The organism is Arthrobacter sp. FW306-06-A (assembly GCF_021870055.1).
Classification (GTDB): Bacteria; Actinomycetota; Actinomycetes; order Actinomycetales; family Micrococcaceae; genus Arthrobacter.
On sequence record NZ_CP084554.1, the window covers coordinates 97,904 to 116,734 of the forward strand.

Sequence of the window (18,831 nt, forward strand, 5' to 3'; positions counted from 1 at the left end):
TACCCTCGAGGAAGACTTATGTGGAACTCTTTTATCCGGCCGGCCAGCATAATGACCGGTTTCCTGCTCGTTCTGAGCGTGTCCGCCTGCAGCTCACCATCAAACCCTCTGCAAGGCAAACCCGGGACAGGCGCGGCGACAGCCGCAGGCCCGCTGCTCGTGGGGTCAGCAAACTTTCCCGAAAGTGAGACACTCGCTGAGATCTACGCCGGTGCCCTCAATGCAGGAGGCGTCCCCGCCCAGACCAAACCGCAAATCGGATCCCGGGAGGTCTACGTCAGGGCCGTGCAGGACGGTTCAATCGACCTGGTCCCCGACTACAGCGGCAACCTGCTGCGGTACGTGGACAAGAGCGCCACGGCAACCAGCGCGGCGGACGTGATGAAAGAACTGCCGGGCAAGCTTCCGTCCGGGCTGGCTGTGCTCGAACCGGCCGCTGCTGAGGACAAAGACTCCATCGTCATCACAGCACAAACCGCCACCAAGTACGGGCTGAAAACCCTCGAGGACCTGGGGAAGGTTTGCGACCGGATTGCGCTGGGGATGCCGCCCGAGGCGCAGGAAAGGCCCCAGGGCTTGCCCGGACTTAAGGCGAACTACGGCTGCGTCCCGAAGGAGTTTGTCCCCTTCAACGACGGCGGCGGCCCCGTGACCCTCCGGGCGCTGCTGGATGACAAAATCCAGGCGGCGGACATCTTCAGCACGTCACCGCTCATTGCCGGCAACAACCTGATCGCCCTTGAAGATCCCAAGAACAACTTCGCGTCCCAGCAGGTTTTGCCTCTGATCCGCAGCGACCGGGCGGGCAGCAAAGCCAAGGACATCCTCAACAAAGTATCGCGGGTCCTCACCACGGACGACCTGGTGCAACTGAACAAAAAAGTCTCCGGGGATGCCAAACAAAGCCCGCGGGACGCGGCAGCGGCCTGGCTCAAGGAAAAGAACCTCGGCAGCAGCTGAGGTTCGGCGAACCAACCCACTGCAGGCGGGCGCTTAAGGCGCATCAGACACGTGAGTATCGGGCTGGGTCAGCGGCGAAGGTATCCCGGCAGCCTTCTGAGCAGAAGTAGTAGGTTCTGCCGTGGTGAACATGGGCTGCGCCCGGGCTGGCTGTATCGACGCTCATACCGCACACCGGGTCCGTCCCGGTGCCGCCCGCCAAACCGGTATCTTCTTGCGGTATGCGAGGGGACTCTTCGCCACGGTTCGCCTTCGGCTCCGAAGCACTGCTCTCCGGTGGCATGGGTTCGGCAGCCGACTGGTTGATGTATTTTCCGGGGTCGTTGACGAATTTTTCGTGGCACCGGTCGGAGCAGAAGTAATAGGTGCTTCCCGCGTGGGTATGGATGGCCGGGGCGTGTGCGCGTTCCACCTGCATCCCGCACACCGGGTCCTTGGCGTATTTCTCCATCCCGCCGAAGTGTTCCCTGTTCCGGTACAGCCAGTACACGACGGCGCCGACGGCGATGGCGGCGATGTTCAACCACGTGGTGTAGTTCCATTCAAAGGAGGTGCGGGCGATCTCTGTCGGGCGGTCCGGGGCGGGGATGCCCAGGGCACGGAACAGCAGGTCCACGATCAGCCCGGAAACGCTCATGACCGCCCAGAACGAGAAGAAGATCCGGGAGGCGATCCGGCGCCCGTAGAACTTGCCGTAAATGATGACCAGCGGCAGGGCGATGAGGTCCGCGAACACGAACGCGACGGTACCGCCGAAGCTCAGGCCGCCCTTGAACAGGGCCGCGGCCAGGGGAACGTTCCCGATCGAGCAGACGAAGCTAATGAACGCCACGAACGGGCCCACGATGACGTTTTCCAAATCCGTCCAGAACCCATGGCCGGAGAAGAACACGACGCTGTAGGCCGAAGCGGGCACGGCGACGGCCAGAATCCCGGCGACCAGGTAGCCGATGAGCAGCTCGCGGCGGAGCATGCTCACGTCCGAGACAGCGTAACCGGCCGCATCCGCCCACCCTGCCTTCGACCGTAGCCGCTGCCGCAGGCTCACCCCGTGCCGCTCAGCCTCGTCAGACTCCGCGGCATGGCCCTTGGCGGAAGCGCGGGCGTTGAGCCGTTCCCTGGCCTGGGCGAGTTCGGCGGCGGGGAAAACGCGTGGGGCGATCAGGACGAACAGGGCGATCATGATCGCCCCGCCCACAAATTCGGCCAGCGCGAACTGCCAGCCGATCAGCAGCCACAACACGATGCCGAGTTCAACTACCAGGTTCGTGGAGGCGACCATGAAGACCATCGCGGTAGTGAAGTCCGCGCCACGCTGGAACAGTGATTTCGCCAGGGCGGTGGCCGCGTAGGAACAGCTCGAAGACGCTGCACCGAGGAACCCGGTGCGCACCACGGTCCCGGCCCGGTGGTCACCCATGGCTTTCTGCATCTCGTGCCGGGACACGAACGCCTGCACGGCCCCGGACAACGTGAATCCGAAAATCAGGGCCCATAAGGTGGCCCAGAACATGAAAAATGCCTCCAGGACGCTCTGCCCCGCCGTCTGCAAAAGCGTCATCAGCGCGTTCCCTCTCGGTCCCTCACGCCCGAGGGGCCGGCCAATGCCGGACGAGTCCCTGAACAGCCAGGGCCAGGCTTGGCTCCTGGGCTCGCTGCGGCCGGTTTGCGGTCTTGCCAGCGCGCCAGGAGGTGCCCAAGTTCCCGAAGTGCGAACCCGATTCTGCCCGCAGCCCCGGCATCAGAGCCGGGCAAAGCCGGGATGTCCTTCCCTTCATCACGCTGCGGCAACGTCTTGTGCCTGCTCCTGATTACAGATTCTTCCCTCGTGGCCTCGACCCCTCCTGCCCGTGGCCTGGGCGGCGCGGTCCCTCTGACATCTACTGCCTTGGGCAATTGTTGTTCTTCACGCATGGGTTTTTCCTTCGACGTCAATGGTGGTCCGTTCGTCATAGAAGGCGATCAGGCCCGTGAGCTGGGTTGAGTCCGGGAGGGGATCTTCATAGCTCCAGGCGATATTTTCGCCCTTTGATCCTGCGCCAGTAAGTGACCAGTACGATGCCGTGCCCTTATAGGGACAGATGGTGCTGTGTGAGGAGCGTTCCAGGACCCCGAAGTTGACGTCCTCCCGCGGCAGGTAGGTCCGCACCGACAACATCGTCTCGTAGACAATCACCGGCCGGGCGCTCTCGGCCAGGACCGTTGTCCCGTAGGCCACCCTGACCCGGCGCGAGGAGGCACGTGCGTCGACCCGATGGAAGGGGTCCCGCGGATGGCCTTCGATCACCTGGTCTTCCTCCCGCCAGCGGTCAAAGGCGTCGAAATCCAGCAGGATATGACCGGCCAGGGCTGCGTCAGTGAGCCGGAACCCGGCTTCCGGCAGTTCCAGGTCCCCGCTCCTCAGGGGCAGTGCCTGGCCCTGGGCTGTGTGGGCGGCGAAATGCGAACGCTGCCCGGCCCGTGCCTTGTCATTGGAAGAGGGCTGGAGATCTGCGGCGATGTCCTCTTCCGGGACCGCGAAAACCGGGGTCAGCTTCCGCGGCTCAAAGACGAGAAAGGCATCCCGGGAATCCACGATGGGCCGGCCGCCGGCGTCCGCCCTGATCCTGCGCGGCGTTGGCTCATACCGCAGCTGGTGAGCCAGCGCCCGCATTTCCGAACTCAACCGAACAGCCACGTCGGGACTCAGTTTCCTTCGGCCAGGGCCGGGACCAGATCAGCAAGGGAGGACACGGTGTGATCCGGTCCCTGGAAATAGGCCGGGTACGGGCCGCCCGTCCTGTTGATCCAGGCGGTGGCCAGGCCCGCGCGGGCCGCGCCGTGAATGTCCCAGGGATGGACCGCGACCAGGAGCATCTCCTCCGGCCGGGTACCGCACACAGAGGCCGCGTACTCGTAGGAGGCCCTGCCGGGTTTCCAGGCCGGGGCGTCCTCCACCGAGAGCAGCAGCTCAACACTCTCCCGGATTCCGGCGTCGGTGAAGAGCTTCTCTGCCACCTGAGTGGTGCCGTTGGTCAGCGTGACGAGGCGGTATCCGGCACCGTGCAGGGCCGTGACGCCGGCGACGACATCAGGGTGCAGCGCGAGGCTGGAGAACCCGGCCATGACATGCTGCACCGCGGGCTCAATCTCCCGATTCAGGTCCATGCCGGTGAACAGGCCCCGTAGGGCTTCCGCGCCGATCCCGGCGAAGTTGCCGTTGTCTCCGGCGGCGGTGAGGGCAAAACCGTCCCGCAACAAGCTGGCGAACCACAGCTTCGCCACGTGTGCCGGCGCGCCCACGTCGAGGAACCGCTGGCCCATGGGGGACATGTCCGACAGGGTCTCGTTGACGTCAAAAACAATGAGCGAGGGTTTCATCCAGTTCTCCTTCAGTAGTACGTGCAAGGTGCGGTCGGTACCGGCCACGAGCTTCCGGACGGTACCGCCTGGTATCACCGGGGGATTCGCCGGGCCCAAAAGCATCTCTGACCTTTTCAGTCATCTGCTCAACCATGGCTGGGGTAACGACTGACGCGTCAGGATCAGCGGCACCACCGGAAGCCGGGGTGAAGAGGAGCCGCCCGGCGTACGGGGCGTCCCGGCCCATCACCTAGGCGGCGGCCGTCTGTGCGTAAAGCTGCTTGCGTCTTCGACGCTTCGTTTTCCTTCAATGATCTCCACCGAGGTTCAGTGTGAGGTTTGCAGGTACTCCGCGAATTCTTTTTCGAGGTATTGCTTGGGTCGGGCACCGATCACTGAGGATTTCAGTTCGCCGTGGTTGAACAGGTAGATGGCAGGGATGGAGGTGATGCCGTATTCCGCCGCGACTTGAGGATTTTCGTCGATGTTGACTTTCACGACGTCGACTGTTCCTGCGTGCTCGGCCGCGAGCTGGTCCAGGACGGGGGAGACCATCCTGCAGGGTCCGCACCAGTCGGCCCAGAAGTCCACGATGACTGGCTTGTCTGCTTGTAGGACCTCGTGTTCGAACGTGCCGTCGGTGACATTTTTTGCGCTGCTCATAGCGTTTCCTTTCGGTATTTGAGGCTGTCGAGGGCCGTTTGGAAGGCCTCACTGTAACTGGGGAACTGGGCGACCTGGTCGTGAAGGACGGCAATGGGTACTTTGGCGCGGATCGCGAGGGAAGCCTGGTGGATCCATTCCCCGGCCAAGGGCGACACCGCCCAGGCCCCGATAAGGATCCCCTCGTCGGTGTCGGTGAGGAGTCCGAGATTCCCGCGTGGTTCCTGCTCGTAGGTCCAGGGGCGGGTAAGTGATTTGGCCAGGTCCAGTTCGGCGAACGCTGTTGCTCGTCCCTGCTCGTCGGCCTGGGCCTGGGTGATCCCGGCGGCCGCGATTTCCGGGTCCCCGAAAACCACCCTGGGGATGCCCTCGTAGCTGGCCGGGCGTGGCCGGCCGAGGATGGCGTCTGCCACGATCCGGCCCTGGTACTTGGCCACGTGCGTGAAGGGCATGACGCCGGTGGCATCGCCAATCGCCCACACATTGTCTGCGGCCCTGCAATGCTCGTCGACCTGCACCGCGCCCCGGGCATCCAGAGCTACCCCTGCCGTTTCGAAGCCGAGGTCCTTGCTCCGTGGCCGGCGGCCGGTCGCGAAGATGACGACGTCGGTACTCACCGATGTGCCGTCGTCGAGCTCCAAAAAGCTGTCTGTTCCGTCCCGCCTGGCACGGACAGCCCGGACGCCGAGGCGCACCTTCACCGCGGCTTCTTGCAGGTAGAGCCGGGCCAGTTCACCAACCCGGGGTTCTTCGCGTTCCAGCAAGCCCGTGCCGCGGTGAACCAGGGTCACGTTGACGCCGAAGCGGGCCAGGAACGTGGCTGTTTCGACGCCCACCGCGCTGCCGCCAATCACCACCGCCCGCCCCGGCAGGGTAGTGGACGTGAACGTTTCCCGGTTGGTCCAGGTGGTCACGTCTTCTGCGCCTTCCAGGTCGGGGATGACCGCTTCGGAGCCGGTGGCGATGATGATGTGGTCGGCGGTGATTGTCCTGTCGCCGGCCTGCAGGGTGCCGGGACCGGTTATCCTCCCTTCGGCTTTGATGACCGTCGCGCCCTGACCCGTGTAGCCGTCAACCTGCGCTTTGTCGTCGAGGTGGCGGATCATGTAGTCCCGGTAATCACTGGCAGCAGCCCAATCCAGCTCAGCTCCCCTGACCCCGGCCGCCCGGGCCGCCGCAGTCCTCGCTTCCGGCGGCCGGAGCAGGGTTTTCGAAGGAACGCAGGCCCAGTAGGCGCATTCACCGCCAATCAGTTCGCGTTCGATCACGGCAACCTTTGTCCCAGCCTTCAGAAGCCGGCTGGCTGCCACTTCGCCCCCCGGGCCCATGCCCAGGACAGCAACATCGAAGTGTTCCTCCATCAGTTCCTGCCTTTCTCGTTGGTGTTGGCGTACCCCGGGTCCGTGGTCATGTTGCGCAGCAGGAGAGCCGGGAGATGTCGGTGGTGTAAGACTGGGCCGCGATCTTGATGCCTTCGGCCATGGTCAGGTAGGGGCTCCACAGATTGGCGACCTGTTCCACGGTCATCCCTGCTTCCAGGATGTAGACCCCTGCCGCGGCCAGATCGCCTGCTTCCTTGCCTACTGCGGTGAGGCCCAGGATCTTCCCAGTTTCGTTCTCGGCCACGAGCTTGATGAAGCCGCGAGTGTCCCGGTTCACCAGGGCCCGCGGAACATACTCCAGCGGCAGGACACGGCATTCACAGCTGACACCCGCGCCGTTGGCTTCCTTGTCGGTCAGTCCGACGGCGGCCATGGCCGGGCTGGTAAAGGCCACCCGGGGCAGGTGCCGGTAGTCGACTTTGCGGCCGGCGTCATTGAACGCGTTGTCCACAGCGAGAGCGCCGTGGGCGGACGCGACATAGACGAACTCCCGGTGCCCCGTCACATCGCCCGCCGCCCAGACCCTCGGGTTCGTGCTGGCCAGGGTGTTTTGCACCAGGATTTCGCCGCGGTCCCCGATCTTCACCCCCACCGTGTCCAGGTTCAGTCCATCGGTGACGGGGCGCCGTCCCGTGGCCATCAGCAGACGGGCTGCACGGAATTCGTGGCGGCTGCCGGCGACGTCAGCCACCGCCGTCACACCGCCCGTGCTCTCATCGGTCGCGACCGAGGCCAGAGTGGCGCGGCGAATGACCCGGATGCCCTCGTCGGTGAAGACGCTCATTAGTGCCAGTGAGACTTCGGGTTCCTCCGATGAGGCGAGCCGGGAGCGGACCAGCATGGTCACCTTGGATCCCAGCCGGGCGAACAGCTGGGCCTGCTCCAGGGCCACGAAACCGCCGCCGACCACCAGCAAGGACTCCGGGACCTCCTCCAGTTCCATCGCCGTCGTCGATGTCAGGTAGCCGGTGTCCTGCAGTCCCGGCACCGGGGGAGCCCAAGGCTCAGAACCCGTGGCCACCAGGTAGTGTGCCGCGGACACCGACTCTTGGCCGCCGCCGGCCGAGACAATGTCCAGTGCCGGGTCTTCAGGTGTGCCGGCAAAGGCCGCGGTTCCCTGGCGGAGCTCCCAGCCGTAGTCCTCAATCAGGTCGGCATACTTCTCCGAGCGCATCCCTTCCACCAAGGCACGCTTCCCGCCAATCAATGCCGACATGTCCACCGCGCCGGCACCCGAAGCGATCCCCGGAAACCTGCTTCCAGCGTCGAGGGCCACATGCCGGGTCTCGGCAGCGGCGAGCAGCGCCTTGGAAGGAACGCACCCGGTGTTCACACAGGTCCCACCGATGGTGGACCGCTCGACCATCAATACGCTCTTGCCCAAGTTGGTGGCACGGATGGCCGCGGCGAAGGCACCGCCACCTGAACCGATGATCGCCAGATCAAAGTCAAAACGCTGTACGGCAGACATGGAACCTCCATTGATGGCATTGACGACGAGCCCGCGACGGGCCTGGCTCCGTTTCGGACAGGTGCTTGCACTTCCTCCTCCCACCCTCCACCTTCCCCCGTGGGGGAAGGTCAAGAAGACCACCACGCTCCTGGGCACAGAAGATTCCAAGAGACGGGGAAACCTTCACCTAAACTGGAATGTAGAGATCGCCCGGGCCCTCAAAATTGTCGTGGCCCATGACGGAAAATGAGGACCACAATATGCGTATCGGTGAAGTTGCCAAAACCGTGGGGATGACGCCCAAGACCCTGCGGTTCTATGAAGAGCAGGGGCTGCTCCCGCCTGCGCCACGGGGCACCAACGGCTACCGTCACTACGACGCAGACAGCCTGGACCGGCTTGATTTCATTGGCCGGAGCAGGGCGGCGGGGCTGTCCGTGAACCAGATCCGCAGCATCCTGGCTGTTCGGGAACCCGGCAGCGCCCCCTGTGCCCATGTCCGGGATATTCTGGCCGGCCAGTTGGCCGAACTGGATTCGAGGATTGCGGAACTGACCGCACTGCGGGCAGGGGTCGCCGCCTCCTACCAGGCCGTAGCAGCCGGGGACCCGGCTGCGTGTGACCAATCCAGGATCTGCAGCTACCTCTGATCCCGGCTACCTCTGATCCCGGCCGCGTCATTCCTCGATCCGCACGCCCCGCCAGAAAGCAACACGGTCCTTGATCGGCGCAGCCCGCTTTTTCGGGTCACTGTAAAACCATGCCGCATCAACGTTGACCTGGCCGTCTACCTCCAGCGTGTGATAACTGGCCCGCCCCTTCCACGGGCAGACCGAATACATGTCGCTGTCCTTCAGGTAGAGCGGATTCACTGCCCCACGCGGGAAATAGTGATTGCCTTCAACCACGATAGTGTCTTCCGACTCGGCAATGACTTTCCCATTCCAGATTGCCCTGACCATGTCCTTACCTCTCACCGTTTCCTTAAAGCGGATGCACCGGACAATGCCCCCTACCAACACGGGCCAATGATGTTGCTCCGATGCGGCAACGATAGGCGGACCCGTGCGGCTCTTCTGCGATCTCGAACACACACCACATCGGGATCGGTGGTGAACTGTGCATCAGCAATTACTGTCCAACATCTTGCTGGCAGGCTAACGTGGTCCCCCAAACGCTGCGCAAGGCTCAAGGAGATGGTAATGACTGAATTGCAGTCCATGCGGGAGAGTGCCCAAGGGCGGTGGACCGAACAGGGGAACGGTGCCCCGGTCATCTTCCTTCACGGCATTCCCACTTCACCACGCCTCTGGCGCCACGTCATGCCTCTGGTCCAGGGCCGCTGCCTGGCATGGGAAATGCCCGGCTACGGCACAAGCATCCCTGACGGTGCCAACAAGGATCTCAGCCTTTCGGCCCAGACCGGATACCTTCTGGAATGGATAGGCTCCCTTGACCTTGGCCAGAAACCGGTCCTTGTTGGCCACGATCTGGGAGGGGGTGTCGCACAAATCGCGGCACTGCGGCAGCCGGATGCTTTCGCCGGCCTGTTGCTGACCAACTCTGTCTCCTACGACTCGTGGCCAATCCCCAGCGTGAAAATGATGCAGCGCCTCGCACCCGTCCTGGCACGACTTCCTGCGACGATGATCTATCCGACCATGGTGCAGCTCGTTCACCGCGGTCACGACAACCCTCAAAGGGCCCTTGAATCAATAGGGGAGCATTTGGCGCCCTATATTGCGCACGGTGCGGCTAAGGCACTGAATCGCCAGGTCGTTCCGCTCACCTCGCAGGACACGAAGGGCGTCTCCGGACGGCTCCATACACTGGGGCTTCCCGCCAGGGTGGTTTGGGGCGAAGCGGATCGATTCCAGAAGATCGAATTCGGTGAACGGCTCGCCGCGGAACTGGGCTGCGAACTTATCCGGATCCCTAACGGCAGACACTTCACACCGGAGGACCACCCCGAAACGATTGCTTCAGCCGTCAACTCTCTGCTGTCCGCAGCCTAGGATGTCTGGCTTCCGGGGCGGGAACCATGTCGTTGCATGGACTGCATGTGTGATGAGCGGAGCTCGAAACCATGACCGGGCGGAACGATGCTGGAGAAACCGGACGAACTGTCCGCGCATCGAAAGTCTGGAATGCGTCTGGTCCGGCTGACAACAAGTGTCGCGTCCGGAAGCTCTTCGCCGGACTCACCGGGAATTAGGAGCGGCTCCGTGCTGGGCGGTTTATTTCGGCCATTAGGGAACGGTTGACGCTGTGGGCTGCCTCCAGGTCCGAGGAAAGCCCTTCTACTTTCTGTTTCAGTTGCCGGAGCTCTTGGCTCGCGTCGCTGGCTTGCCGGGAAAGAATGGCGTTTTGGTCTATCAGTTCCTGGACCTTGACCGATTGGGAGTGGGCGTCCGTGCCGTCGATCTGGTCCCCAAGCAGTTCGGAGATGCGGAGCTGGTGCCGCTGTAGTTCATGGCGGAGCCGTTGGTTCTCCTTGCGCAGAAGGTCGCGTTCGACAAGGAGCGAGCCGGTGGCTGGGTTTGGTGTCCGTTCAGTGGTCGGTCCACCTAGGCTTGCCTGTGCTTTTCTTACGTGCGCGAGGAGGGGCGGTTGGCGGACCAGCCAGGGGCTGACGCCGGCACGGCGCGCAACATCTGCGACGGTGATAGGGGTGTTTGTCCCTGTCATCGCATCGATGGTGGCCAGGACTGCCTGCCTTTTGATTTTGCTGTCTTTCTTTCGTTGCTGCACCATTGCGGCCGTTTTCGAGCCTGAGTGGGTTCTCATTCCTCGTCCTCGACGGTGCGGGTTTTGATCTTGAGGCTTCCGACTGGGATGAAGGGTTTCTCGACGGCGGTCGGGACACTGGAACGGAGCCGGCGCAGTACGGCGGAGGCTTCCGCGAGGGACTCCCTTTCGCTGCCGGGCAATTCGGCCAGCCGTGTTTCTTGCGCAGTGATGAGGGCGGTGAACGCTTCGATCTCGTTCCGGGTGTCAGTGATGAGTGAGGGTCGAAGGTTCTGCGCGACCTGCCAGGCGAGGTCTTCTTTCATCCGTTCCAGATGCGCCTTGAGGTCTGGGAGATGGGAAGGGTCAGATCTGAAGAAAGTGCAGCCGCCGCATTGAAAACGTGCGGGGCATGCTTTGCCCGCTGCTTTGATGTTGGTCGGTTCGGTGCAGTTGCCGAACGGGACGGCGACCGCGGCCATGGAGTAAAGGTCTTCGGTAACGGGGGAGTGGGCGCCCAGAGCGTCGAAGGAGAGCCTTTTGACGGACTCGATGGCTTTGCGTTTTCGTGCGTTGGTCACTGTGTAGTACTGGGCAGTCGTGTCGGCGGACCGGTGGTCCATGAGGCGGCGGAGGGTTTCCTGTGGGACGCCTGCGTCGGCCAGTCGTTGGCAGTAGGAGTGGCGGAACGCATAGGCGAAAACACTGGTCTTGCAGAACGGCGTTCCTGCGCCGGGGCCGTTATTGGGGCCTGGCAGGTCTGGAAGATCGAGGTCGATCCAGTCCCGGAGCCGTTTGTTGAACCACGTTGTCTTGAGGTGTTTGTCACGGGCCCTGGGACGGAAGGTGGGAAAAAGCCAGTCCTGCTGCCCGGGCGGCATCGCGGTGATGTGTTGATCCCGGACAATAAACCAGGTCTCCAGGGCTTGGGCGGTTTCCGCCCAGATAGGCAGGCGCCTGCCCCTGCGTCTTCCTTTGTCGTTGTGCCAGAGCAGGGTGGCTTGGCCGGTCGTGTCGTAGCTGAGGCAGTCACGGCGGAGACCTGCGGTTTCGCTGGGTCGGCGTCCGGCGTCGCGCAAAAGGGTCAGGTAGCAGGTGAACGCTGCTTTGTAGACGGCGTTGGGGGCAGAGGCTGATGCGGGATTGGAGACTCGTGCGGTGGGTAGCTGCTCGAAGAGGTACTCGATCACGGGTTCGGGAACAGCCCGTCCGGTCTCATCGTCTTCGTCTGACCTCGGATTGTCTTCGAGGGGGATCTGCAGGTCGTAGTCCAGGGCGAAGGAGAGAGTGGTGTTTTCGAACAGGTCCGAGTTTTTCCGGGCGTAGTCGATCATGCCGGCAAGCGTTGATCCAAGGAGCCGTTTGTAGCTGTTGGGTAGGGGTTGCCCATCGAGCCGGGCAAGACCTGCCAGCGCCTGCGCCAGGACCTTGCCATGTTCTCGTGTGAGGTCGGACGCGTTTGTGGGTGAGGGGAGGTTCCGCGCCGCGCACTGGACGACAAAGTCCGTGCAGAGCCGTGCGACGTGAGTGATGAGGGTCGTCGCGGAAGTCTCCGTGGTGGATCGCTCCAAGATCCATAGCTTGGCCATTTGCCGGGCCCATTCCAGGGGTATTGGCCGGAAGTCCAGGGCTGCTAGGGAGCGGGCCGACCCGGATCTGTTGGATGACGTCGTCAGCAGACCGAATGGGATGAGGTCTGACCGGAGAAGATCGCCGCTGGTGGACCACGGGACGTAGCGTTCGAGTAATCTGGCCCGCACCACACGGAACATCGACCAGGCATTTACCGAGCGCATGACCTTGCTTTCGGACAGGGCCCGGGTGTCGGCGTTGAGGAAGGATTTCGTGGCCTGCGGGAAGTCCATGGCCGAACGGATGAGGGCCCGGGTCGTGACGATATTGATGGGGAAGCCAATACGGTCCTGGTGCTGAAGGGCCCACAGCAGTTCCGTGGCCAATCTCGGGTGCCGCTGGCGCAATGCAGCGAGGTTGAGTTCGCATCCGCCTGTTGTGGGGGAGGGGGCGTGGATTTCCCGGTAGCCGTCGGGTTCCAGCGAGACGACCGCTTCCCGTTCGAGGTGCAAAGTCAGCTCTCCCTGGGTGGCGATCAGCTTTGAATGGAGCCTGCAGAGTCCGATCCGGTTGGCGGGGTGCCGTTTGTAGCCGCACCATGGGACGGCGCAGTATTCCGGTGCCGTGACCGGTTTGGCTTCCTGGGCAGCCACCCAGGCTGCGATGTCTGGCACTGTCCTGACAGGGTGGTGGCCCAGGCATAAGGGAGGCAACCGGTCCTTTTTCTGGTGCCATCGTCGGGGGTTTCCGTCCGTGGCGGCCAGGAGGGGCACGCCCAGGCCTTTACTGCGGTTTGTGCAGTTTGTCACTGAGCACAGGATCGGGACGATGCGGGATACCCAGTTCGTTCCCTGTAGCTCGGCTGCCCGGTTGATCCAGTCCTCAGCGCTCATGGCGCCCATGCGTTTGGTGTGCCGGATGTAGCGTCCCGTGCAGATGTTGCACAGCCCGCTACGGCGGGTGAATGAGGGACGGGAGCATCCGGGGAAGCTGCAACCGTTGACGAGGGTCCCCAGATGGCCTGGGACTCCGGTGAAGATCCACGTCGTGCTGTCCCATTCGTTCGGGCGCCAATCGTCCCGGATTTCTTGGGCGAGCATGTCCTGGAACCGGGAGAGGTCCAACGACGGGTCGACCGGTTCCGTTCGTGCTGGGGCAGGAGCAACATCAGGCGTGGTCTGCCGTGCGCCGGTCATCGGTGCTGCTCCGAACCTGACCGGACACTTTCGATGGCGTCGCGAAGGTCTTGGTCGCTGGCATGCTCGTACACGTGCTGTGACGAGGGGCTGCGGTGCCCGAGTAGTGCCTGGACGTCCGGTCCCGGCACTCCGGCCCGTTTCCAGCGGGTCGCAGCGGTATGCCGTGTCATGTGCGGGTTGACCCGGAGGCCGGCGCGGCCTGAGGAGCGGTAGAAGATCTTGACGGCGTTGGAGTACTTCATTGCCTCTCCGGCGTGGGACCGGGAGTACAGGTTGACGAAAACCATGGGGCTTGAGTCCACGTCCAGGCGGTCGATGCGGTCCTCAGCGTAGAGGTGGTACAGGGTGCAGACCGTTTCAGTGACGGGGATGCTGCGGGGATTCGCGGACTTTGACAAGGCGGCGTTGGGGTTTTGGCGCCGACGGACATGGATGTGTGGGCCGGAGGTCGCGCAGCGGAGGCCGCGGGAGTCATGGAAGAGGTGCAGATCCTCGGTCCGCAGGCCCAGTGCTTCGCCGATTCGGAGGCCTGTTTCGAGCATCAGTGCCACCAGGAAGCGGTCACGCCGGTTGGCCATCGCTGACAGCAGCGAGTGGGCAGCGTGTTCGTCGAGAAGCTTGGGGGCTTCTTCGACTTCCTTGACCCGGACAGCCCTGGCCTTGGATACCTTGCCCGGCAGGAGCCTGTCACCGGAATAGCCGTAAGCGATTCGCGTCTCATAGAAGCCGGCGGCAGTCTTCTCACTGATCAGATCATTGCGGGCGGCCCACATGTAGAACTGGGTCAGGGCCGCGGCGTACTGATTTATCGTTTTCCCGCTGCGGTAACGGGGCTCGCGGTATTCCGTGTCCGATTCAGCGTTGGGCAACGGAGAGACAGCGAGTTCCCGGATGAATCGGGAAACGACGGGCACTCCGTCGGCCCAGTTCAGCCGGGCCGGACCGAGCCAGGTGAAATACGCGGCGAGGCGTTGCGCGTATGCCCTGAGGGTGTTCGTGGACCGGGAGGAACCAAAGAGGTAGTGAAGGTATGAGCTGGATTCAGGATGCAGTTCGTAGGTGCAAGTGTCCACAACTGCCCATGACGGGCCTCCGGCCTTGTGGATGACCCTGAACGCGATCCAATGTTGTGGAATCGAGGGGTTCGGGTGGTTGGTCGACGGAAACGGAATCGATGACTGAGCCATTCGGACGTACCTCGTCGGGGTAGATAATCCGTGCGTTCCGAGTCGACCCTAGTTCAGAACACACATCCCTGTGAACCCCACCGGAGGGTAGATAAGCCGGACCTGGAGCCTCCAGTGTTCGATGTCGACAACGTTGCCGACCCCTACCGGCACGGTCCGCTGTGTCTCCCACCAGGAGTCCCTGGTGAACCAACGCAGCGGCTCTGCCGCTACTGCCCACACGCGGCCGTCGTAGCGGACGGCCAGGGGAGTGCCGGCCGCTGTAAATCTGACGTCCACGGGGGCGCCTAGGGTTGTTTCACTCACTGTTGCTGTCACGGTTGGTCCGCTCTCCCAAATTCCTGTTCATCATTTCTTCCCGGCGGGTTACCGCCGAGCTCCACTGTCAATGGCCAGTTGTTTCTGCCCATGGACGGCCACAAAAAGTGCCCGCTGGTGGCCAGTAAAACTGCCCGGTTATGGCCAATAGATCTGCCCACTGATTGGTTTCGGCGGGATTGGCCATCGTTGGGTTGGTCAGTTCAAGCGGGTGACTCCTTTTCCGGCGAGGGCTTGGGTGAGGCGGACGGAATCGCCGCTGGTCTGGCAGACGTGGGCGTGGTGCAGCAGTCGGTCAACGGTGGCGGTGGCGAGGGTTTTGGGCATGAGCTCGTCGAATCCGGCGGGGTGGAGGTTTGAGCTGATCGCGACCGAGCGTTTTTCGTAGGCTGCGTCCACGACCCGGTAGAGGCCTTCGGCGGCGTCGGTGGCCACGGGCAGCAGGCCAATGTCGTCAATCACCACGAGCTCGGCTCGGAGAATCCGGGCGACGGCCCGGGTGACACTGTCATCGGTTCGGTGGGCCCGGATGAGGACGCCGAGGTCCTCGAGCCTGAACCAGGCGACCCGCATGCCGGCTTCGACGGCCTGCTGGCCGAGGGCTTCGAGGAAGAACGTCTTCCCCGTCCCCGAGGGCCCGCAGACGACGAGGTTTTCCCTACGGGTGACCCATTCCAGAGTCCGCAGCGCCTGCTGGGTCGGGGCCGGGATGGAGGACACTGCAGGGTCCCACGCCTCGAATGTCTTCCCGGTCGGGAACCCGGCTGCTTTGCGGCGGGAAGCGAGCATGGACCGGGCCCGGCCGGCGGCTTCTTCGGTGAAGAGGGCCTTGATGACCTCGGCCGGTTCCCACCGCTGGGCGCGGGCAGTCGCGATCAGGTCCGGGGCCAGCGCCCGGGCGTGGGGCATTTTCAGGGACCGCATCAGGGCTTCCAGGTCCGCCGGTAGCGGCGGAGCCGCGGTATTGGTCGTGGTGACGGGGCTCATCGGGCCTCCTCCGGCGTGGTGATGGTTGCGGGGTTGCCGATCGCGGCCCACGCCCCTGTTCCTTGGGTGAGGGAGGTGGCTTCATTGGCGGCGTGGGTGGTAGTGCGGCGGATGTTGGCGTTCAGGATCGAGGCGAGGTCCGGGTGCGCGAACCGGCCATGCAGGGCGGCGTCGCCCAGGGCCCGGTCGACCTGATCGGTGCCGGCGATTTTGGCCAGCGTAACGGCTTCGGCCATTTTCACGTTCATCCTTGCGGTCCCGGCCGCGGCGGCCTCGACGAGCCAGGTTCTGGCGCCTTCGCCGATGGCCAGGAACGCGGCCTCGTCCGCGCTGCGGGCCCTCACCTCGTAGTCGCCGGGGAGCTTCGCCCGGGTTCCGGGGAAGTGTTCGTCGTTGATGGCGGGGCTGCCGGGCCGTGCCCGTTCGTGGCGGGCGACTTCGACGGGCCCGGTCGTGCCGTGGTGGACGATGATGACCTGCTCGCCGGGCCCGGTGCCGTGGGTGCGGACGAACACCCGGGCTCCGAGCAGGTGGGCCGGGACGGAGTACTGGGCGTTTTCGAAGGTGACCATTGGGGTGTTCTCCGGAACGCCGCGGGCCAGGCCGAACGCGACCGTGTGGGCGGTGTCCGGGATCCGGTGCAGCCGCGGGGCTTCCTCGGCGAGCATGGCCGCGGGTTTCCGCCGCGTCGTCCGGTGCTCACGGTGATTGACCTCGTCCATGAACGCCGTGCAGGCGGCCTCGAGCTCGGCGAAGGTGCGGTAGTCATCGCGGAGGTTGGTGTCTTTGGGCACGAGGTCGGCCTTGGCGAGTTTCACGGACGCTTCGACTCCGCCTTTGGTGGCCGGGTCCGCCGGTTGGCAGGTCAGCACGGTCACCCCGTAGTGCCGGGCGAAGTCCAAGGTCTGCTGGTTGCGCACCGGGACCCCGGCGACGTGGGCGGTGGTGACGGTTTTTTCGTTGTCCGTGAGGACGTAGGTCGGCGCCCCTCCGAGGAGCCGGAAGCACCGGTCCAGGGCTGCGAACACGCTCGGCGCGGTCCTGTCCTTGAGCGGGATCACGATGCGGAAGCGTGAGAACGCCAGCCAGGCCACGAAAAGGATGGTCTTCACCCCGCCGATCCGGGGCCCGTCGCCGAAGTCGTACTGCAACCACATCCCCGGTTCTGTGATCCAGGGCCGGTGGATGCGGGTGTGGCCCAGCCGCCACGCTGCTTTGACTTGGGCGATCGCCCGTCGGGTGGAGCGCTCCGAACCCGTATAGCCCAGGGCGAGGAGCTTCTCGTGGGCCTTGTCGGCCCGGATCCGGCCCTTGGAGGCTTCCACCCATTCTTCGATCTTGGGCAGGTACGGGTCGGTGACCCGGCCCCGTGCCGTCGGCTCCCCGATGGGCCTGCCGGCATCCCGGGCGGTGACGTGTTTGGCAACGGTGTGGTGCGAGCAGCCCGTGAGCTCCGCGGTGGCGCGCAACGATCCGGTCAGATCGTAGGCAGCAAGGATTTCCATGATTTCTCCGTCAGACTTCATACAGGGCCTCTTCCTGGTTCGCTTGGTGCGCTTAGACACCGTCATCAAACCCCAGGGAGAGGCTCCCGCCGCTTAAGGCGCGGTCGGTTCAGTAAGGAAGTGGGCAGATCTCATGGCCACCGTCGGGCAGTTTTACTGGCCGTCAGTGGGCACTTTCGTGGCCGCCTATGGGCAGTTTCTCATGGCCGCTAACACTCCACACCCAGGTCCGGTAGGTCACCGGCCCGTCCTTCCACGTCACTTCGGCAGCTTTTGCTGTCCAGGCAAACACTTCGCCGTCCACGAGTTCCGCGCAGTTCGGGAACCGTATCCACGCCTTCACCGGGATCCCTGGGTACCCGTTTTTGGCCGGGAAGTGCTCGAAATCGAGCTCTTCCACGGTCAGCCCTATCGGGCCGGCACGCCGTGCATACTGCGCCTGCAGCGCGGCAGCTTGCTCCGGTCCCATAACACAACCTTAGAACGTATATTCGAATCGACACGCCAATAAAAAGCGGCCGTCTAAGCCGCACGTTTCATTCTGGGGGAGGGGTACGACAAAGAACGGGTTGTACCCAATGGGGACAGCCTGAGCTGTGCGGAGGGCTCCACCTGCCCGCCAGTGGGCATAACCCGTTCCCTCAAGCCCTGGGTTCCGCTGCGCTCCACCCAGGAACCGGTCCTGCGCTTCGCTCCGGCCTGTAAGCGCCTTGTTTTTGCCCTACATGTGGCTGGGTTGTTCTCCGTACAAGGCCACTGATCGTAGCCGTCCGGGGGCCCGACCCGTCAACCCACGCGCCCCACCAGGGCCACGCGGTCGCTGCGCTCCCTTATTTCGCGGCCCTGCCCGTGCACTCTTCGGGGTTGACGGCCCACCCTCGACCGGCTGGACCAGTGGGGGCCTCGCACGGCGGGGCAGGAAGGAGGTGGCTACATGAGCATCGACGAACTGATCAAGCTCGCGACTTCGGTCGTGAGCCTGGCGACAGCGGTCATCGCTCTGCTTTCCACGCGGAACGCGCTCTTAACGAGCAAACGCTCCCGAGCTGGCACTCGGAAGCGTAAGCGTAAAGCAAGGAAGGTGTAGCTACTCAAAGTCCGGTGATCGTAACCGCGAATGGTTGCGGCCACCGGGCTCCTTCTTAGCCTAGGTTCAACTCAACGATAAGGAAACCCTTATGGAACCACTGACGATCGTGAATTTCGTGCTCTCGCTGGCAGCGCTGGGCGCTTCAATCACCGCCTACCGCGCCATCTCCAAGGTCCGGAAGGACCAGGAAACCTAGACCCGGTGCAGGCCGGGCCACCTGACCAGGGCCGGCCCGGCCCTACCTGTCCGGCTCGGTGCCGGGTGTCGTGTCCTCATCCCGTACGCGGCGCAGCAACGCCGCCATACTGCGTACGGCTGCGGGGTCTTGGTGCCAGGGCTTGCCGGTCCGGGTACAGGCGTGAAAGCTCTTCGCCCCGGAGCCTTTAGCCGCTTCGGCGAATTCTGCCCATGCCTCCTGCAGTTCCGCGAGCTGCGCGGGGGTTAGC

18 protein-coding genes and 1 pseudogene are annotated in these 18,831 nt (G+C 63.8%); 4 read left to right on the plus strand and 15 right to left on the minus strand.

Annotated features, from left to right (window positions below; all coding sequences use genetic code 11):
• Positions 1–18 precede the first annotated feature (18 nt).
• Entirely contained in the window at positions 19–960 is a 942-nt protein-coding gene (locus LFT49_RS22270; RefSeq protein ID WP_373462177.1) for an ABC transporter substrate-binding protein, read from the plus strand.
• Between the two features lie 43 nt (positions 961–1,003).
• Here the strand turns inward: LFT49_RS22270 and LFT49_RS22275 are convergent, their stop codons facing one another.
• The 6 genes from LFT49_RS22275 to merA all read right to left on the minus strand — a co-directional run bounded on the left by LFT49_RS22275 (position 1,004) and on the right by merA (position 7,818).
• Complete coding sequence (locus tag LFT49_RS22275; RefSeq protein WP_237430752.1) at positions 1,004–2,521, minus strand: permease; 1,518 nt, start codon at positions 2,519–2,521, stop codon at positions 1,004–1,006.
• Between the two features lie 345 nt (positions 2,522–2,866).
• On the minus strand, positions 2,867–3,613 hold the full coding sequence (locus LFT49_RS22280; protein ID WP_237430753.1) for a DUF427 domain-containing protein: 747 nt from the start codon (positions 3,611–3,613) through the stop codon (positions 2,867–2,869).
• A 32-nt stretch (positions 3,614–3,645) separates the two neighbouring features.
• Positions 3,646–4,320: a haloacid dehalogenase type II gene (locus LFT49_RS22285; protein ID WP_237430754.1), complete on the minus strand. Its 675-nt coding sequence runs from the start codon at positions 4,318–4,320 to the stop codon at positions 3,646–3,648.
• Between the two features lie 309 nt (positions 4,321–4,629).
• Positions 4,630–4,965 carry a thioredoxin gene (gene trxA, locus LFT49_RS22290; RefSeq protein ID WP_237430755.1) on the minus strand — a complete coding sequence of 112 codons (336 nt, stop codon included), beginning with the start codon at positions 4,963–4,965 and terminating at the stop codon, positions 4,630–4,632.
• A complete protein-coding gene (locus tag LFT49_RS22295; protein ID WP_237430756.1) occupies positions 4,962–6,326 on the minus strand; it encodes a dihydrolipoyl dehydrogenase family protein in 1,365 nt (454 codons plus the stop codon). The genes trxA and LFT49_RS22295 overlap by 4 nt, the downstream gene beginning before the upstream one ends.
• A gap of 46 nt (positions 6,327–6,372) precedes the next feature.
• Positions 6,373–7,818 (minus strand): mercury(II) reductase, encoded by a 1,446-nt coding sequence (gene merA / locus LFT49_RS22300; RefSeq protein WP_237430757.1) that lies wholly within the window; start codon positions 7,816–7,818, stop codon positions 6,373–6,375.
• A gap of 242 nt (positions 7,819–8,060) precedes the next feature.
• On the opposite strand from merA, the gene LFT49_RS22305 reads away from it, so the two are divergent.
• Positions 8,061–8,450, plus strand: coding sequence for a heavy metal-responsive transcriptional regulator (locus tag LFT49_RS22305; RefSeq protein WP_237430773.1), 390 nt, complete (start codon positions 8,061–8,063; stop codon positions 8,448–8,450).
• A gap of 27 nt (positions 8,451–8,477) precedes the next feature.
• Here LFT49_RS22305 and LFT49_RS22310 read toward each other — a convergent pair whose 3' ends face one another.
• Positions 8,478–8,762, minus strand: a complete 285-nt coding sequence (locus LFT49_RS22310; RefSeq protein WP_237430758.1) for a DUF427 domain-containing protein — start codon at positions 8,760–8,762, stop codon at positions 8,478–8,480.
• Between the two features lie 240 nt (positions 8,763–9,002).
• Between LFT49_RS22310 and LFT49_RS22315 the strand changes: the two genes are divergently transcribed.
• A complete protein-coding gene (locus LFT49_RS22315) occupies positions 9,003–9,815 on the plus strand; it encodes an alpha/beta fold hydrolase (RefSeq protein ID WP_237430759.1) in 813 nt (270 codons plus the stop codon).
• A 196-nt stretch (positions 9,816–10,011) separates the two neighbouring features.
• Here LFT49_RS22315 and LFT49_RS22320 read toward each other — a convergent pair whose 3' ends face one another.
• The 7 genes and pseudogenes from LFT49_RS22320 to LFT49_RS22350 all read right to left on the minus strand — a co-directional run bounded on the left by LFT49_RS22320 (position 10,012) and on the right by LFT49_RS22350 (position 17,764).
• The gene (locus tag LFT49_RS22320; protein ID WP_237430760.1) at positions 10,012–10,587 is read right to left on the minus strand and encodes a hypothetical protein; all 576 of its coding nucleotides are present in this window, start codon (positions 10,585–10,587) and stop codon (positions 10,012–10,014) included.
• On the minus strand, positions 10,584–13,295 hold the full coding sequence (locus tag LFT49_RS22325) for a tyrosine-type recombinase/integrase (RefSeq protein ID WP_237430761.1): 2,712 nt from the start codon (positions 13,293–13,295) through the stop codon (positions 10,584–10,586). Before LFT49_RS22325 ends, LFT49_RS22320 begins: the two co-directional genes overlap by 4 nt.
• The gene (locus LFT49_RS22330; RefSeq protein ID WP_237430762.1) at positions 13,292–14,371 is read right to left on the minus strand and encodes a tyrosine-type recombinase/integrase; all 1,080 of its coding nucleotides are present in this window, start codon (positions 14,369–14,371) and stop codon (positions 13,292–13,294) included. The genes LFT49_RS22325 and LFT49_RS22330 overlap by 4 nt, the downstream gene beginning before the upstream one ends.
• 207 nt (positions 14,372–14,578) lie before the next feature.
• Positions 14,579–14,764, minus strand: a pseudogene (locus LFT49_RS22335) (hypothetical protein); the annotation flags it as partial.
• Between the two features lie 237 nt (positions 14,765–15,001).
• On the minus strand, positions 15,002–15,790 hold the full coding sequence (gene istB, locus LFT49_RS22340) for an IS21-like element helper ATPase IstB (protein WP_237430763.1): 789 nt from the start codon (positions 15,788–15,790) through the stop codon (positions 15,002–15,004).
• Positions 15,787–17,316, minus strand: coding sequence for an IS21 family transposase (istA, locus tag LFT49_RS22345; protein WP_237430764.1), 1,530 nt, complete (start codon positions 17,314–17,316; stop codon positions 15,787–15,789). The genes istB and istA overlap by 4 nt, the downstream gene beginning before the upstream one ends.
• Before the next feature lie 142 nt (positions 17,317–17,458).
• Entirely contained in the window at positions 17,459–17,764 is a 306-nt protein-coding gene (locus LFT49_RS22350; RefSeq protein ID WP_237430765.1) for a hypothetical protein, read from the minus strand.
• Positions 17,765–18,229: 465 nt separating this feature from the next.
• Here LFT49_RS22350 and LFT49_RS22355 point away from each other — a divergent pair, with 465 nt between their 5' ends.
• Complete coding sequence (locus LFT49_RS22355) at positions 18,230–18,382, plus strand: hypothetical protein (protein WP_237430766.1); 153 nt, start codon at positions 18,230–18,232, stop codon at positions 18,380–18,382.
• A 241-nt stretch (positions 18,383–18,623) separates the two neighbouring features.
• Here the strand turns inward: LFT49_RS22355 and LFT49_RS22360 are convergent.
• On the minus strand, positions 18,624–18,831 hold a 208-nt coding region (locus LFT49_RS22360; RefSeq protein ID WP_237430767.1), incomplete at its 5' end, for a hypothetical protein.

Coding starts and splice junctions, on each gene's coding strand:
- LFT49_RS22270 (WP_373462177.1), top strand. CDS start 19: ATGTGGAACTCTTTTATCCGGCCGGCCAGCATAATGACCGGTTTCCTG.
- LFT49_RS22275 (WP_237430752.1), bottom strand. CDS start 2,521: ATGACGCTTTTGCAGACGGCGGGGCAGAGCGTCCTGGAGGCATTTTTC.
- LFT49_RS22280 (WP_237430753.1), bottom strand. CDS start 3,613: ATGCGGGCGCTGGCTCACCAGCTGCGGTATGAGCCAACGCCGCGCAGG.
- LFT49_RS22285 (WP_237430754.1), bottom strand. CDS start 4,320: ATGAAACCCTCGCTCATTGTTTTTGACGTCAACGAGACCCTGTCGGAC.
- trxA (WP_237430755.1), bottom strand. CDS start 4,965: ATGAGCAGCGCAAAAAATGTCACCGACGGCACGTTCGAACACGAGGTC.
- LFT49_RS22295 (WP_237430756.1), bottom strand. CDS start 6,326: ATGGAGGAACACTTCGATGTTGCTGTCCTGGGCATGGGCCCGGGGGGC.
- merA (WP_237430757.1), bottom strand. CDS start 7,818: ATGTCTGCCGTACAGCGTTTTGACTTTGATCTGGCGATCATCGGTTCA.
- LFT49_RS22305 (WP_237430773.1), top strand. CDS start 8,061: ATGCGTATCGGTGAAGTTGCCAAAACCGTGGGGATGACGCCCAAGACC.
- LFT49_RS22310 (WP_237430758.1), bottom strand. CDS start 8,762: ATGGTCAGGGCAATCTGGAATGGGAAAGTCATTGCCGAGTCGGAAGAC.
- LFT49_RS22315 (WP_237430759.1), top strand. CDS start 9,003: ATGACTGAATTGCAGTCCATGCGGGAGAGTGCCCAAGGGCGGTGGACC.
- LFT49_RS22320 (WP_237430760.1), bottom strand. CDS start 10,587: ATGAGAACCCACTCAGGCTCGAAAACGGCCGCAATGGTGCAGCAACGA.
- LFT49_RS22325 (WP_237430761.1), bottom strand. CDS start 13,295: ATGACCGGCGCACGGCAGACCACGCCTGATGTTGCTCCTGCCCCAGCA.
- istB (WP_237430763.1), bottom strand. CDS start 15,790: ATGAGCCCCGTCACCACGACCAATACCGCGGCTCCGCCGCTACCGGCG.
- istA (WP_237430764.1), bottom strand. CDS start 17,316: ATGAAGTCTGACGGAGAAATCATGGAAATCCTTGCTGCCTACGATCTG.
- LFT49_RS22350 (WP_237430765.1), bottom strand. CDS start 17,764: ATGGGACCGGAGCAAGCTGCCGCGCTGCAGGCGCAGTATGCACGGCGT.
- LFT49_RS22355 (WP_237430766.1), top strand. CDS start 18,230: ATGAGCATCGACGAACTGATCAAGCTCGCGACTTCGGTCGTGAGCCTG.